Source organism: Winogradskyella ludwigii (assembly GCF_013403985.1).
Classification (GTDB): domain Bacteria; phylum Bacteroidota; class Bacteroidia; order Flavobacteriales; family Flavobacteriaceae; genus Winogradskyella; species Winogradskyella ludwigii.
The window spans coordinates 109,012-125,971 of sequence record NZ_JABFDF010000002.1; the positions used below are offsets into that span (position 1 = coordinate 109,012).

General features: G+C 32.5%; 15 protein-coding genes. 2 read left to right on the forward strand and 13 right to left on the reverse strand.

Translation table 11 applies throughout. The annotated features are described in order from the left end of the window. Positions 1-49 precede the first annotated feature (49 nt). The 6 genes from HM981_RS06460 to HM981_RS06485 all read right to left on the reverse strand — a co-directional run bounded on the left by HM981_RS06460 (position 50) and on the right by HM981_RS06485 (position 7,223). Complete coding sequence (locus tag HM981_RS06460) at positions 50-3,244, reverse strand: efflux RND transporter permease subunit (RefSeq protein WP_179337796.1); 3,195 nt, start codon at positions 3,242-3,244, stop codon at positions 50-52. A gap of 187 nt (positions 3,245-3,431) precedes the next feature. Further along, positions 3,432-4,508 carry an efflux RND transporter periplasmic adaptor subunit gene (locus HM981_RS06465; protein ID WP_179337797.1) on the reverse strand — a complete coding sequence of 359 codons (1,077 nt, stop codon included), beginning with the start codon at positions 4,506-4,508 and terminating at the stop codon, positions 3,432-3,434. A gap of 54 nt (positions 4,509-4,562) precedes the next feature. After that, positions 4,563-5,870, reverse strand: coding sequence for a TolC family protein (locus HM981_RS06470; protein ID WP_179337798.1), 1,308 nt, complete (start codon positions 5,868-5,870; stop codon positions 4,563-4,565). A 6-nt stretch (positions 5,871-5,876) separates the two neighbouring features. Then, positions 5,877-6,353 (reverse strand): DUF4405 domain-containing protein, encoded by a 477-nt coding sequence (locus tag HM981_RS06475; protein WP_179337799.1) that lies wholly within the window; start codon positions 6,351-6,353, stop codon positions 5,877-5,879. A 254-nt stretch (positions 6,354-6,607) separates the two neighbouring features. Continuing rightward, entirely contained in the window at positions 6,608-7,078 is a 471-nt protein-coding gene (locus HM981_RS06480) for a cytochrome C (protein ID WP_179337800.1), read from the reverse strand. Between the two features lie 4 nt (positions 7,079-7,082). Beyond that, on the reverse strand, positions 7,083-7,223 hold the full coding sequence (locus tag HM981_RS06485; RefSeq protein WP_179337801.1) for a hypothetical protein: 141 nt from the start codon (positions 7,221-7,223) through the stop codon (positions 7,083-7,085). A gap of 298 nt (positions 7,224-7,521) precedes the next feature. Between HM981_RS06485 and HM981_RS06490 the strand changes: the two genes are divergently transcribed. Together HM981_RS06490 and pncA are read left to right on the forward strand one after the other, a co-directional pair. Beyond that, positions 7,522-8,919, forward strand: coding sequence for a nicotinate phosphoribosyltransferase (locus HM981_RS06490; protein WP_179337802.1), 1,398 nt, complete (start codon positions 7,522-7,524; stop codon positions 8,917-8,919). Positions 8,920-8,957: 38 nt separating this feature from the next. Then, positions 8,958-9,566 carry a bifunctional nicotinamidase/pyrazinamidase gene (pncA, locus tag HM981_RS06495; protein WP_179337803.1) on the forward strand — a complete coding sequence of 203 codons (609 nt, stop codon included), beginning with the start codon at positions 8,958-8,960 and terminating at the stop codon, positions 9,564-9,566. A 255-nt stretch (positions 9,567-9,821) separates the two neighbouring features. Here pncA and HM981_RS06500 read toward each other — a convergent pair whose 3' ends face one another. From HM981_RS06500 to HM981_RS06530, 7 genes are all read right to left on the reverse strand, one after another. Continuing rightward, complete coding sequence (locus tag HM981_RS06500) at positions 9,822-11,279, reverse strand: NAD(P)/FAD-dependent oxidoreductase (RefSeq protein ID WP_179337804.1); 1,458 nt, start codon at positions 11,277-11,279, stop codon at positions 9,822-9,824. Positions 11,280-11,441: 162 nt separating this feature from the next. Then, positions 11,442-11,984 carry a T9SS type A sorting domain-containing protein gene (locus HM981_RS06505; RefSeq protein ID WP_179337805.1) on the reverse strand — a complete coding sequence of 181 codons (543 nt, stop codon included), beginning with the start codon at positions 11,982-11,984 and terminating at the stop codon, positions 11,442-11,444. Further along, entirely contained in the window at positions 11,981-13,051 is a 1,071-nt protein-coding gene (locus HM981_RS06510) for a hypothetical protein (protein WP_179337806.1), read from the reverse strand. The genes HM981_RS06505 and HM981_RS06510 overlap by 4 nt, the downstream gene beginning before the upstream one ends. Before the next feature lie 68 nt (positions 13,052-13,119). After that, the gene (locus tag HM981_RS06515) at positions 13,120-14,241 is read right to left on the reverse strand and encodes an ABC transporter permease (RefSeq protein WP_179337807.1); all 1,122 of its coding nucleotides are present in this window, start codon (positions 14,239-14,241) and stop codon (positions 13,120-13,122) included. 200 nt (positions 14,242-14,441) lie between these two features. Beyond that, positions 14,442-15,548, reverse strand: coding sequence for an ABC transporter permease (locus tag HM981_RS06520; RefSeq protein WP_179337808.1), 1,107 nt, complete (start codon positions 15,546-15,548; stop codon positions 14,442-14,444). A 172-nt stretch (positions 15,549-15,720) separates the two neighbouring features. Beyond that, a complete protein-coding gene (locus HM981_RS06525; protein WP_179337809.1) occupies positions 15,721-16,107 on the reverse strand; it encodes a GxxExxY protein in 387 nt (128 codons plus the stop codon). Positions 16,108-16,213: 106 nt separating this feature from the next. Next, positions 16,214-16,942, reverse strand: a complete 729-nt coding sequence (locus HM981_RS06530; RefSeq protein WP_179337810.1) for an ABC transporter ATP-binding protein — start codon at positions 16,940-16,942, stop codon at positions 16,214-16,216. Between the last annotated feature and the right edge of the window lie 18 nt (positions 16,943-16,960).

The window sequence follows — 16,960 nt, forward strand, 5'->3', positions numbered from 1 at the left end:
ATTTAAAATTCTCAAAGCAACAGGTCTCGACTGCGCTCGACCAGACAAATTATTTAAAATTCTTCTTCTCTATCATGTAATACACTAATGGCACAACCAATAATGTTAAAACTGTAGACACAATAGTTCCTCCCATTAATGAAATTGCTAAACCTTGAAAAATTGGGTCAAACAGAATCACAAACGCTCCAATAACAACCGTTCCTGCTGTTAATAAAATTGGTGTTGTTCTTACGGCTCCAGCTTCAATACAAGCTTGTTTTAATGGTATGCCTTCTGCTGTTCTTAAGTTGATAAAGTCAATCAGTAATACTGAGTTTCTCACCATGATTCCTGCTAAAGCAATCATACCAATAAAAGAAGTTGCAGTAAAGAATGCTCCCATCAGCCAATGTCCCAGAATAATTCCGATTAAGGATAATGGAATTGCAACCATCATCACAATTGGTGCTTTAAAGTTTTGAAACCATCCTACTATTAAGATATATATTAAGATGATGGCTCCTAAAAAGGCAATACCTAAATCTCTAAAGACTTCTAAAGTAATTTGCCATTCACCATCCCATTTCACAGTATAGTTATCTTCAAACTCTGGCTGACCTAAGTACATTTCATTAATCTCAAAGCCTTGTGGTAATGGAATCTCTTTCAATTTTTCTTCCATTCCTAAAATAGCATATGCAGGACTCTCTAATTCGCCAGCCATATCAGCCATCACATAAACCACCCGTTTTTGATTTTTATGGTAAATACTTTTTGCTGCCATATTTTGAGATATATCAACCAAATCAGAAATTGGTACCATATTCCCCATTTTAGATTTCACCTTTAATTGCGAAATATCAGTAATCGTAGATTTTTCTTTTTCATCTAAAGCCAATACTAAACCAATTTGGTTTACAGCATCTTCATCATATAGGTTTGTAATTGCTCTATTAGACAATGCCATATTCATAGTGTAAGCAATCTGTTGTGGTGCAACACCATATAACATCGCTTTCTCTTTATTGATATCAAACTGATATTCGGTTTGGTCACCTTCAACCATCCAATCAATATCAACCACATCATCTGTGTTTTTTAATATGTCTTGAACGTGGTTTGCAACCTTTATTTGCTCTTCATAATCAGGTCCATAAACTTCGGCAACAATAGTTGACATTACTGGTGGTCCTGGTGGCACTTCTACCAACTTCACATTTGCATTATATTTTGCTGCAATTTTCTGAATATCTGGACGCATTAATTTGGCGATATCATGACTTTGAGCAGAACGCTCTTCTTTAGCCAATAAATTCACCTGAATATCTGCCATGTTACTTCCACCACGTAAATCGTAATGACGTACTAAACCGTTAAAAGTAATTGGCGCAGACGTCCCAACATAGTTTTGATAATTGACAACCTCTGGTCTGTTAGATAAATATTGAGAAATCTCTTGAGCTACAACTCCTGTTCTTTCTAGCGTTGTCCCTTCAGGCATGTCAATTACTACTTGAAATTCATTCTTATTATCAAAAGGCAACATTTTTACAGCTACCGAATTGGTAAAAAACAGAACCATGGTTCCCATTAATACAGCAAACGTTCCTAATAAAAACAACCAACGTTTGCCTTTACTTTCTAAAAGTGGTCTTTCAAACTTGTTGTAAATTCTATAAATAAGTGTGTCTTCAACCGCTTTTTCAGGCTTCTCTTCTGCTCCTTTTTTATCCTTTTCTCTCAAGAAAATATAACCCAAATAAGGTGTAATGGTTAAGGCTACAAATAATGACAGAATCATGGCAATAGACGCTCCAATTGGCATTGGTGCCATATATGGTCCCATTAAACCAGAAACAAATGCCATTGGTAATACCGAAGCGATTACTGTAAAGGTTGCCAAAATAGTTGGATTACCAACTTCATTAATCGCATATAAAGCCGCTTGTTTAAATGGCAAACGCTTCATTTTAAAATGCCTATGCATATTTTCGGCAATAATAATGGAATCATCGACGACGATTCCTGTTACAAATACCAATGCGAAAAGCGTGATTCGGTTTAGCGTGTAATCCATCATATAGTAACTCAACAACGTTAACGCAAACGTAATTGGCACTGATAAAAACACGACTAATCCTCCTCGCCAACCCATAGCTAACATTACTACAATGGTTACTGCGAAGATTGAACCGATAAGGTGCAACAATAATTCTGACACTTTATGAGACGCTGTTTCTCCGTAGTTTCTTGTAATTTCTACGTGAACATCATCGGGAATTAAAGTACTACGTAAATGGTCTACTTTTTCAATAATGACTTCCGCAATTTTCATCGCATCTGCACCTTTTCGTTTAGCAACAGAAATAGTAACTGCAGGATATTCAGATTTATATTCAGCTGATTTTTCGCCTCCTTTTCCAAAACCTAAACTCACGTAATTTTGAGGCACTTCTGGGCCATCAATAATCTTAGCGACTTGCTTTAAATAAATGGGCTGATTTTGTTGTACACCAACTACCAAGTTTTCAACATCAGTAACCGATTCTAGAAACTTTCCAGTATTCACCAAAAATTCCGTATCACTTTTATCAAAACTTCCAGCACTTAATTGACTGTTATTGGCCTTAATCATTTCAGAAACCGACAAGAAGTCTAATCCACTTGCTGCCAATTTATCCTTATCTAAAACCACACGTAACTGACGCTCTCTTCCGCCTATTTTATGTGTAATCGCAACGTCATTTACCTTTTTAATTTCGGCTTCTAATTCCTGAGCCATTTGGTTTAATTGGAAATCATCATAATTCTCACTCCACAACGTTAAACCTAACATTGGTACATCGTCAATCGCTCTAGTTTTTACTAATGGAAACGTAACACCAGCTGGCATTTGGTCCATGTGTTTATTGATTTCGTTGTACATTTTTACAAACGAACGCTCAATATCTTCGCCAACATAGAACTGAACAATCACCACGCCTTGTTCTTTCATAGACGTAGAATACACGTATTCTACACCTTTAATATTAGAAATTAATTGCTCTAATGGCTTAATCACTCGCGATTCTACTTCCGTAGGACTTGCTCCAGGATAACCTACAAAAATATCTGCCATTGGCACGTCAATTTGCGGCTCTTCCTCTCGTGGAATTAAAAACGAACTATATACACCAACCACCATAAATACAATCATTAACAACACGGTTAACTTAGATTGCATAAAGACTTTGGCGATTTTTCCTGCGATTCCTTCTTTCATTTTATATTTTATTTTGGCGTTACTTTTTACTCATACCTGTCAGGTTTTAAAAACCTTACAGGATCGCAAAAAGTCAGGCTATACATTACAATCTTTTTACTTGTTCTCGATACAAATTTGCTCAGACAAATTCACTCGAACTGACGTAAAAAGGATTTCCATTGCTATCCTTAACGCAGCTTTTTAGTTATTGAATTGAAATTTTAACTCCATTGTAAAGTTTTCCTTCAGCTGAAACGATATAAGCTTCGTCTGCATTTAAACCAGATAAAACTTCTACTTGGTCTCCAAAAGTTCTTCCTAAACGCAACCAACGTAACATGGCTGTATTACTTTGGCTTACCGTATACACACCAGATAACTGACCGTTAGTTATAATAGCTTCTGTCGGTACTAAAACCATTTCTGATTTAGCTTTACGTTCTACAGGAAATTGAACTGTTGTAAACATGCCAGATAAGATTTTCGCATCTGTTTTATCCAAATTTATTTTCACTAAATATTGACCTCCAGTATTTTTTGCAGATGTACTAACTTCAGTCACCTTTCCTTTAATGGTTTGGTTAATAGATTTTACCAAAACATCAACCGTAGTCCCTTTTTTAATTTCTGAAATTTCAGATTCTGGTACCATTGCCATCACTTCAAAATGTCCTGGTGTTTCAATACTTATTAATGGTGCTCCTGGATTTGCCATATTACCAGCTTCTACATTTTTGCTTGTAATAGTTCCACTAAATGGTGCTGTAATATTACTGTATGTAAATTGTGCGTTGATTTCGTTTTTCATTTGATTGGCAGACTCTAAACGTGCTTTTGCCATTTCAAAATTTGCCGTCATATCATCCATCTCTTTCTGTGATGCACTATTCTCTGCAAACAAGTTTTTAAAACGGTTGTAATCTTTTTGTGCGTTATTAAAAGCAGCTGTTGCTTCTGTGATTCCGGCATTTACTTGTGCACGTTTAGCTTGTAAATCGGCATTATTAATAGACACCAATAATTGTCCTTTACGTACTTTATCTCCAACATTAACATGAACTTTATTAACGTAACCCATCATTCTTGTGCTTAAATCCGCACTATTTACAGCCTGAATTTTTCCACTTACAGCCAAAAATGGACTATTTGTATTAGCTTCCACCTGACTCGTTTTCACTGTAATTGCTTGTGAATTATCTTCAACTGGTTTTTTATCTTCACTTCCGCAACTCGCAAATAACAAGGCTAAAGAAAATGTTAGGATTGTATATGTTTTTTTCATTTTGATTGTTTTTATGTTGATACCTACAAGGTTTTAGAAACCTCGCAGGAAAAATTATTCTTTAGTTAAAAATTGTAAATAAGCTTGTGCGTAATTGTATTCGAAAATAGTTTGGTAATACTCTAATTGCTTTTGAGCATATTGTGTTTCAGCTATTAATAAATCAGACGTTTTTTCTAAGCCTTCTTTAAATCTATTTGTTCTAATTCTTAAAGATTCTTCAGATTGTTCTAAAGCTAAAGTGTTTAATTGCAGTTTGTTTTCAGCATCTATAAAAGCACGTTTCGCTTTGTTTAATTCTAAATTACTTTGAGATACATATTGCTTGTATTCTAGTTTTGATTTTTCGAATTCAGATTTACTTTTTTGTGCTTTCCCAAAACGTTTAGACCCTTGAAAAATATCCCAACTTAATTGTGCGCCAAATAAATAACCACTAGCATCTGCTTGAAAAATTTGGTCGTCGTACAATTCGTAACTTCCAAATGCATTTAATCTTGGTAAGAATGCCATTTTATCAGCCTTGTTCATTGCTTCATAAGCATTAGAGGCTAATTCCATCGCTTTAATATCTGAACGGTTTTCAGAAATTGACTTATCCTCTATTGTTGTCGTAGTTACCTCTAATTCATCTGTTGGTGTATAAATCACATAGGTGTCATCATTCATTAAAAATGATAAATAATTTGAGGCATTTTGCACATTACTTTTTGCGGATTGTAATTGATTCTTTACCTCAGTCACTCGTACTTCAACATTCAACACATCTGCGCGTTGTAAATACCCTTGTTTAAAACTATTATCTGCTAATTGTTTATTGGCATTTGCAGCTTCTAAAGCGGTTTCTAAAACATCTACTGCTTTATAAGCCAACTGTAATTGCATGTAGGCTTTTTCAACCTCAAACGCTAAATAATCTTGTGTACGTTCCGTCTTTAAAGACATCGCTTCCATTTTAGATTTAGCCGCTTTTCGTTGAAACATACCATCTACATTGATTAATGGTTGCTGAATTTCGAATTTTGTAGCATAGTTTTCAATCTGAGACGGGTCGTTTAATAACGCAGGACTGAAATCATTTGCTGTTAATATTTCTTGATTCAATTTAGAACCAAATGCCATTAACGGATTTGTAGTTGCCATTGCAGTATGACTAGCCGTTATGTTTGGCAAAAACACCGCATTGGTTTGTCTAAAATCTGCTTTGGCCTGATTAAAATCTTCCTCAGAAATCTTAATACTTGTATTGTTTTCTGAAACTTTAGTTAATACTTCAGTTTTTGTAATTGATACTACATCCTGGGCCTTCACAGACAATGTAAAAGCTAAAAATAATAGTGGTATATAAATATGTTTTTTCATCAATCATTAATTTACAAGGCAAAAATAGTTTAATGAATTATTGAAGTCTGTAACCAATGTTACTTGGCGTCCGTTTCCTTTTTTAATAGGCTCTACTTTTGGAATAATAAAAAATGGGATAAGGACTAAAAAAGCGCATATTATTGCGAAACTTAAGGCTACTATTCTCTTAGTGAATTGCACTTTAATAATCTTTTTGTAAACGGCTGTGACGACTTTCCAGTGCAGAAAAACATGCATTATTAATAAGCCAATGAGCACAAAACTTAAGTACAGATGAATTGTTCCCCATTGATGCCTATTCATATTAAGAAAATACAATTCTACGTTTTGTCCATAAACTTCCTTTCGGTCTTGACCAGATAAAAGTGTGTACTTAATTAAAAAACCAATACCAATAATAGCAGACATACATAAAGTCATGGTTGCATTTAGTATAAAACTCCAAGTAGATTTTCGCATGGCTTTGACAGACTTTTTCATTGTATCTATACTTTTTTAATGTGTAATTAAAAGTATCTATTAGAAAGAAATGCTACAATGACTTTCATCAGGTTAAGGAATATAAACTACATGTCTTCAGCAAAATAACAACACATTTACCTTTAACTATATTTCTATTATTCAATAGTTATATAAAAAATTATTACGAATGAAAAAGGCACTTATAAATCTTTATAAGTGCCTTTTTACTAACCAACCAAAAAAACTGACAACCACATCAGTTAACTTATATATTACTGCTTATACGTTGCATGGCATTGCACACAATAGTTTAATGTATTTGATAAAGCAGTAAGGGAATTATCTTTATTTCTTTTTTTGAAAACTTCACTCATTATATCAGCACTTTTATGAAATTCTAATCCTAAATTTTCAAATCCTTTATCTCCAAAGGATGCGCACATTAATTTCATTTCTGTTGTAGAACCTAATTTTGTATATGCTAATTCAGAAGCTTTATCGTAATCATCTTGTGAAAGTAATAATGTGATTTCTTGAACCGCTTCCAAATGACTTCTCATGTTAGAAAGTTGATGATTTTTCTGCATCTCATTTAAGTTAAGCGAAACACGACCATCATCAATAGTTGTGGGTTGCATAACTATAGTTTCTACCTTTTTTGGTGTCTCTTTTTCTGATTCGTTTTGACAAGAATGAAAACTAAAAAAACTTAAACCAATGATTACAATTAATAATTTCCTCATATCTCTATTTAACATTTTCTCTTGTACCTCCATGTCCTCCAGCAACTACAAGCATTATTTTTATACTTAAATAAATAAACTTGAAAAACTGAATGATAGGATTCATCATTTTAAATCTTTGATATTTTGAAATTCTTTGTGTCATAACGATACTCTTGTAATTATGGATATCAACTCTTATATTTCTATTAAAATCGAACAAAACACCATTTTACTTAACAAAAATAAATCAACATATAATAACACTTAGTAACTAATGTTACTCAGTAAAAGTGAATTCTAATTAAATCTGATTTTTTTTAATTAACAAACGTAATCTTTCTTGCGTCTTCGTTCTTTGAGTGGCAAAATATCCTTAAATTTATTGGCTTTATTTTTTTAAAATTCTAAACAAGGTATCTTTTTATTTTTGGATATCTTGGAAGAATATAATCCAAATTCTCATGAATATTACAGCTGCTTATACAGACCTCTATCAAATTACAATGGCTCAAGTTTATTTTGGCACAAAACCCAATGGACGAGCGGTCTTTGATTATTATTTTCGACACAATCCGTTTAAAAGTGGTTATTCCATTTTTGCAGGATTAGAAGATGTTTTGGATATTCTTGAAACTCTAGAGTTCTCAGCAACAGATATTTCATATTTAAAAGAAAAAGGATTTGAAAGTGATTTTTTAGAGTATTTAAAGAATTTTCGTTTTAAAGGAAATATTTATTCAAGTAAAGAGGGTGATGTTGTGTTTCCCAACAGACCAATCTTGCAGGTGGAAGCTAATATTATTGAAGCACAGATTATTGAGACACTTTTATTGAACATTCTCAATTTTCAAACCTTAATCGCAACAAAAGCAAGCCGAATAAAATTCAGTGCTAAAGATGGTATATTATTAGATATGGGTTTACGTCGTGCACATGCTACAGGTGGCTATTATGCCTCTAGAGCTGCTGCTATTGGTGGTTTTGACAGTACAAGTAATGTTAAAGCTGCCGAGGATTATAACATTCCTTCCTCCGGTACTATGGCGCATTCTTTTATTCAAAGTTATGACGAAGAATTAGACGCTTTTAGAGATTTCGCTAAAATGCGACCAGAAAATTGCGTCCTCTTAATTGATACTTATAATACCCTTAAAAGTGGATTGCCAAATGCCATTACGGTAGCCAAAGAAATGGAAAAAAGAGGCGATTCTCTGTTAGGTGTTCGTTTAGACAGTGGTGATTTAGCTTATTTATCTAAAAAAACACGTGCTATATTAGATGATGCCAATTTGAGTTATGTAAAAATTGTAGCGTCTAACCAACTGGATGAATATGTAATAAAAAGTTTGAAAGAACAAGGCGCATCTATTGATATTTTTGGTGTTGGTACAAACTTAGTTACAGGAAAACCAGATGCTGCACTAGATGGTGTTTATAAATTAGCAGAATATAACGACACACCAAGAATTAAACTTTCTGAAAATATTATTAAAATCTCGCTTCCTTTTAAAAAGCAAGTTTACCGTATGCTAGATGAAAATGACATGTTTTACGGTGCTGATGCTATAACACTTTCTGCTGAAGATAAAGTTGCACTTATGGAACATCCTTTTGATACAACTAAAAGTTTAGACCTTAATTCTTTTAAACATGAACCGTTGCTTGAACCCGTAATGAAAGACGGAAAAAGAATACTTCCATCGCGCTCGGTTACAGAAATTTCCAAATATTCTCAATCGCGTTTAGAACAACTTCCTAATGAATATAAACGTTTTCAGAATCCGCATATTTATAAAATTGGACTTAGTTCAGCACTTAAGAAAGAACGTGACTTATTAATTAAAAAACATAAATTCTAGACTAACTTAACAAAATAATTCAAAATTAAATTCTACTTATGAAAACGCTATTGATCATAGATGTACAGAACGATTTTATACCCAACGGTTCTCTTCCTGTACCCAATGGTAATCAAATTGTGCCAGTAATTAATAAGATTCAAGATAAATTTGATTTAGTAATTGGCACACAAGATTGGCATCCTAAAGACCACATAAGTTTTGCTAGTAATCATGAAGGGAAATCTAATTTTGATGTTATTGAAATTCATAAAAAACCACAAACATTATGGCCAAACCATTGCGTGCAAGGCACAAAAGGTGCAGAATTTCATCCGGATTTAAAAACTAAGAAATTTGAAGCTATTTTTAGAAAAGGAACAGATAAAACCATTGATAGTTACAGCGCTTTTTATGACAATGGCCATTTAAAATCAACCGGATTAGCTGGTTATTTAAAAGAAAAAGGAACCACAGAGCTTTATCTATGTGGCTTAGCAGCAGATATCTGTGTTTACTTTTCTATTATGGATGCTTTCAAAGAAGGATTTGATTGCTTTTTAATTGAAGATGCTTCTAAAGCATTGGATAATATAGAATTTGAAAAGCTTAAGAAAGAAATGATTGCAATGGGAATTAAGATGATAACATCAGCATCTATTCAATAGTTTTAGGGCTATTAAATAGATGAGTAATTTATGTTAATTCAGTTCTAATTTGTAACTATCATTTTAGCTTACTTTTCTTGTGCCTCCATGTCCACCAGCCACAACTAACATTATTTTTATGCTTAAATAAATAAATTTAAAAAATTGAATGATAGGATTCATCATTTTAAATCTTTGATATTTTGATATTCTTTGTGTCATAATATTTAAATTTTCAAGGTTTTATTTCTGTGACTTCACTAATTTTTAAAAACCTTATTCAGGAATCAACCACCAAAATGGTCTCATTTTAGCTTTATAAATAAAAGCATAGTGCAAGGCTAATTTTAGCCAGTGACCTGCCAAACCAATTTCTCCAAAAGTTTTACCAAGTTGACGACCTTGTGTTTTAGGATACTTTTCATAATCTGGAACAATTGGAAATGTGGTAATGCTAACTCCACTACCATCAAGTAATCCAAATCCTGCAGAAGCAATACAAGCAGCTCCCATATTTCCCATAGAACCTTTGTGGCTTAATGACTCTTTTCCATTCTTTATGGAATCTATAATATTATCTGCTACTAATTTCGCGGTTATACCAGAAGGCATACCTGTTCTTGGTGGTGCAGGTGTAATATCAGTTCCATTTTTACTTTTTCTTGGCTTAGATATTGAATGTGGTGGCGCAAATGCAATACCTGGTGCAAAAATGTTTTTATAACTTGGATTTTGATAGGTTTCTGGCCAATCTCTAACCGACCATTCTTCGTAGGGTTTTGATGTATAATCTGCATCAACTAACATAAATCCTTTAAACAACTTCTCTGTAATATCATTATCGTTTTTATCATAAGCTTTAAAACCATGACCTGAAAACGACGGAATTAACATTGCAAAATCATAAGATTCTGATTTATGTTCACCTTCAAGATTTTCGTAATGTGCTACTCCATCTTCAATCTTATTGACTCCAGCACCTAAAATCCATTTTATGTCTCTGTCTTCAAAAATCATCTCAATCATTTCATGAGATTTCATCGTTAAACTTCCATAACTCATTAACATACCATCCATTCCAAAATCTCCTAATTGGTATTCGTTAGAAATCCAAGTAACTTCAGCCATATCACGTACATTATGCTTGCGTAATTCTTGTTCTACATTTAAGATATATTCAAAAGCAGCTCCTTGGCAAGTAGATTTTGCATGACCTGTACCAATTAATATTTTAGCTTTTTTACCAGCTTTCATTTGCTCAATAACCGTTTTCAAACCTTCCCAAGCATGGTCTGCATGCGTATATGTACAAACAGAATAAGCTTTGTTTTTTCCAGGAATTAAACCTTCAGTGGCTTCAAAATTAAGTTTTGGTCCTGTGGAATTGATTAAATAATCATAAGTTATTTTTTCTTGTTTTCCTTTTTCATCTCCTACTACATATTCTGATAAAACATAAGGTTTTGCTTCTGTACTATCGCCTTCAGGATGAAACGAAATTGCTTTAGCTTGTTTATAACCAATTCCTTTCTTTTTATATAATGGCGCTAATGGAAAATAAATTTTTTCTGATTTCATTCTTCCAATTCCAACCCAAATATTAGAAGGAACCCACTGGTAATTACTATTAGGTGATACTACAACAACCTCGTGCTTTTTTGATAATTTTCTACGTAAATGAGTTGCTGCAACGTGACCAGAAATTCCGGCTCCAAGAATGACAATTTTAGACATTTTCTTATAATTTAGTGATATGAAATTAGTTGAATAATTAAGCTTATGAAATGATTTAGGTCATTTTGACCTTTGGACTAATTAATAACTTTAACTAGAGTATAAAGGTCATATTTTCAAATAAAACTAACCGTAACTATTGTTACACTATGACGTAATTAATTAAAGCTTTATAATTTTTTTCTCTAATGTATGTTGCTTATTCTTGACTACTAAAATGTATTCGCCAGAAGCCATATTAGTTAAGTCTAGGGATATCTCCTTTAAACCAATAGATTTTTCAATCGGTATTGATTTCACATTTTCACCTAAGAGATTATAAACTTCTAAAGTGTTCTGATCAGTGTTTGGAATGAATACTTCAATAGAAAAAATACCATTAGAAGGGTTTGGGTAAATTTTAATATTGTAAATATTATTAGGATTAAGCGCTACTTCATTTACACTTAAAGTTGATTTATTAATAAAGACCTTAAAAGCCAAATTACTTACACTACTCTGCGTACCGTCATTTATGAAAAATATATTCTCTTGAGTGCTTTCAATTCCGCCAAAAACATAACCAACATGAGTTACTCCATCTTGTAAATTATTAATATCTACTATTTCGTTTGTTAGGTAATTTAAGTCATTATTTAGTGGAATAAACTCTGAGCCAGAACCCAAAAATGTTGGCATTTCTATACCCAAACTACTTTCTGTCATAGGCCATCGCTAAATCTAGACACTTTACTAATCGTTTTTACAAAAGGTACATTATCATCTTGAATAAGATTATTGTTAACATCTAATTTGTATTGGCTCATTCCACCAAAAAACAAAGTATGCATTACGTTATTTGAAGTATCATAAATTGGTACTTTAGCACTATGATATTGACTTAAATATTGATTGAATGCATTATTAACAGCATATCCTGAAGCTGTTATGTCTACACAATTTAACCATGGTAAATTTGCCGTATGTTGAAAAACACCACTAAACATAGTGAATCCTGGTGTTCCATCAGGAAATATTTGAGGTGCCATGTTATAATCTCTTCGGTGTAAATTATTAGTGTCGTTTTGTGCAGAGTAGTTTACGATTGAAAGGTTTGTTCCATCATCACTGATTTCAAAAGTTCGTATTTCATCTGTATAATTTTGAATGAATCCTGGTCCATTATTTGGTCCTTGTGGATTATATCTTCCTTCAAAATACTGTCCTCCGCACAAATAAAACACATCATTTAATAAACCCAAATGTCCTCCTGTAACGGCTAAATTAGAATTTGAGATTTGTCTAAAAAAAGAAACAATACTTGCGTTATTAATAACAGCATTTGCTAACCCATCGACATCAATAGCGGTTAATTTATCATAAGTTATATGGTCATTTTGTGTGGCACTATAACCATAACCACCAATGCTGTATAATGTGTTTCCTCTTTGAACAAACTCTTGATTTGTAGATTGTAATTGTTCAAAAAGAGAAGTAGGTAGCACATCAATAGATGTACTCCAAGTTTGGTTTGCTACTGCATCTATAACATACACACTTTTGTTGTTATCATTTTCCTGAAAAGCGGCAAAGGGCTGTCGTTGATGTAAACCATCAATCCGTCCTCCTATGACTATCCATTTTCCATCTGAAGTTTTTCCCCATGAAAAAGAATGCACGTTTGGCGCACCTGTAATAGTTAATGGTTCTATTTGAACCGTAAATTGGTCTTGTGCAAATAAATTTATACTTGTCAAAAAAGAGAGAACGAATACTAAAACCTTGTATTTCATAATTAGAGGGTTGAGCATTAAAGGTAGGACTAACAAAAAACAAATACTGTATCTATTGTTACACTAGATTAATTGGTCTTCTTATAACTCCAAACGGCTAATCCATTCATTATAAAAGCATAAAGTGCCGTTTTTAATAACTGAGGAAGAATATCGTTAAAACCAGAACCTTTTAGCATTACCATACGCATCACTTCTACAAAATATCGTATTGGGTTAAATTCCGTAAGTGTTTGTGCCCATTTTGGCATACTCTCTATTGGTGTAAATAAACCACTCATTAAAATAAAAATAACGGTAAAAAACCACGCAATAAACATAGCTTGTTGTTGCGTATCTGTAAAATTGGAAATGAATAGACCAATACCTAAAATAACTAAAATATAAATTGAAGTATATAAATACATAAGCGGTAAACTCCCAAGCATTGGAACATTAAAAATGACTTTCGCCAAAATTAAGCCAACGGTTAATAAACCCATTCCTATGACCCAAAATGGAAAAAGCTTTCCAATAATAAACTGGCTTTTTTTAATTGGTGTAACGTTGATTTGCTCTAACGTACCTATTTCTTTTTCGCGTACGACATTCATTCCAGATAAGAATAAAGTAATCATAGTTACTAGTAAAACTAAGATTCCTGGAACCATAAAGGTTTTATAATTAAGAGTTTCGTTATACCAAAATAAAGGAATCGTTTCGATATTTATTGGTTGAATTTGCTGGTCTGAAATTTGTAACAAATCAACCTTTATGTTTTGATTAAAACGTTGTACAATTTGTGTGACATATACATTTTCTACACCTGCTGCTGCTCCATCAATGGCATTTATTGTGACTCCTAAATTATTATGTTTTTCCTTTTGTAAATCGCGTTCAAAATATTGTGGAATATTTAGAAGTACATCGACCTCTCCTTTCAACATCGCTGAACTAGCTTCTGCTTGTGATGGGAAATCTGTTAATACTTCAAAATAGGTTGAGGCATTAAATTTTTCGACTAAGGCTCTAGATGTTGGTGTATGGTCATTATCAATATAAGCGAATTTGATGTTTCTGACTTCAAACGTTGCTGCATTAGATAAAATAACGAGCTGTAATATTGGCAAAACAAAGATAATAGGAAGCATGCCTTTATTTCTAAAGATTTGCTTGAACTCCTTTTGTATGATGTATAGAATTGTTTTCATATTACTTCCTGCGTAGACAGGAATGTGTTTTATTAAATTGCTTAACTCATTTTTTTTTACACCCCTAAAGTCCCCTCAAGGGGACAATCGTCCGATTCAACTGAGTGAATTGTCCCCTTGAGGGGACTTTAGGGGTGTTTTCTTTTTTTTAATATTTCATCTTTTTCTATCCATTACTTATTGAAAGATTAAATGCTTTCTCACTCCAACCTAATTTTATATTTCTTCACACTTAATCCTATAAAAAAGATGGTCATTCCGACTAAAATCAAGGTCTCTTTCCAAATAAATTGAATGCCAACGCCTTTAAGCATTATTCCTTTTATAATGATAATGAACCATTTTGCAGGTATGATATTACTAATGACTTGCAATGGTAAAGGCATACTTGATATTGGAAAAATAAAACCTGACAATAATATTACAGGTAGCATTAATCCCATTAAAGAAATCATCATTGCTGTTTGTTGCGTTGCAGAAATCGTTGAAATTAAAATCCCTAAAGCTAAAGATGTTATGATAAATAAAACGCTTTCAAAACCTAACAAAAACAAGCTGCCTTGAACTGGCATTTTAAATATGAATATGCTTAAAACTACTATTACTATTGCATTTATAATAGAGAGAAAAATATAAGGAAACACTTTACCAATAATGACTTGAATTGGCTTTATTGGTGATACTAAAAGGATTTCCATAGTGCCTAATTCCTTTTCTCTTGTAATGGAAATAGACGTCATCATAGCAGAAACTAGCATTAAAATAATAGTCATAACACCAGGAACAAACATGTACACACTTTTTAATTCTGGATTATAAACCATACGTGTTTGTGGTATAATTTGATAAGTAATGGTGATGTCTTTGTTCAATTCTTTTTGATATTGTTGAAGAATAGCATTTACATAATTACTTATGGTATTTGCTGTATTTGGGTCTGTTGCATCAGTAATAATTTGGACTGTGGCTTTATTATCTTTGATTAAGTTTTTACTGAAATCTTTCTCAAAATTTAAAACGGCTTTTACTTTTCCTTTTTTGAAAATCGTTTCAATATCAGATTCCCTTTCAATAAATTGATTAATACTGAAATATTTTGAAGCTGAAATTTTATTTATTATTTCTTCGGTTGTAGTATCTTTTGAATGGTCTAAAATGGCAATATCTACATTATTGATTTCATTGGTAATGGCAAAACCGAAGAGCATTATTTGGGCAATTGGCATGCCGAAAAGGATAAACAATGAGCGTCTATCTCTAAAAATGTGGTAGAATTCTTTTTTTATGAAACCTATGAATCTTTTCATGCTTTATTCCTGCGAAAGCAAGAATCTTTTAATTATTAATACTTATTATCTCTGGTAGATTATCTTTATTTGTTTCTCGCATATTACGCAGATACTCGCAGATTTCTTTTTATTATGATTACGAGTACTTTTTCTGCGTAAATCAGCGAAATCTGCGTGATACTATTTTTTTTTATAATCCGTTTACTTTTCTAAAAATTCCTTTTGGAATATCATCAACATTGAAATTCACTAAAATTCCTAGCTTTAATTCTGACATCTTTAAATAAGTTAAAACTTGTTTATGATGCACTTTTGCTAAAGTTTCAACTGATTTAATTTCTATTATGACTTTATTATCTATTAATAAATCTAACCTAAAGCCTGATTCTAATTCAATACTATCATAAAATATTGGTAAAGTAACTTGCCTTCTAACATTTAATCCTTCTTTTTCTAATTCATAGCTTAAAACAGTTTCATAAACTGATTCTAATAAACCTGGACCTAATTCATTGTAGACTTTAAAAATTGCTCCTCTGATTAGGTAGGATATTTCGTTTTCTGTTTTTTCTGCCATAATTATTTGTTTTACTTTTCTATAATTCTCCCGCAGATTTCGCAAATACTCGCAGATTTTTTTAGTTACTCTTCTGCCTAAATAATTGAAATCCTCAGGAACCTATTTACCCACGAGCTAGTTTTAAAAACACATCATTCATATTATCTACATTAAACTGTTCTTTTAATTTCTTTGGTGTATCTAAAGCTTCAATTTTTCCGTTTACCATAATGGAAACTCGGTCGCAATATTCGGCTTCATCCATGTAATGTGTGGTAACAAAAACAGTTGTGCCTTGGTTAGCTGCTTTATAAATCATTTCCCAAAATTGACGTCTTGTAATTGGGTCTACGCCTCCTGTTGGTTCATCTAAAAACACAATTTTTGGGTCGTGAAGTAAGGCTACTGAAAAAGATAGTTTTTGTTTCCATCCTAATGGTAAAGCACCAACCAGTTTATTAGCAACTTCTTCTAAGCCTAACTCTTCAATTAATATTGATGCTTTTTCTTTGATTCGTTTTCTTGTTAATCCATAAATGCCTCCAAAGAATGTGATGTTTTCTTTAACTGTTAAATCGTCATACAGCGCAAATTTCTGACTCATGTAACCAATATTTTTCTTGATGTTCTCTGCATTAGTAAACACATCGAAACCTGCAACATTAGCTTTTCCCGATGTTGGTTTCGAAATCCCAATCAGCATTTTCATAGCAGTTGTTTTTCCTGCTCCATTTGCACCTAAGAATCCGAAAATTTCGCCTTTTTCAACATTAAAAGTTATAGCATTTACGGCTGTAAAATCTCCAAACATTTTGGTTAATTGGTCTACTTGTATGACGTTGCTATTTTTCATTTGTTTTACTTTATCTCA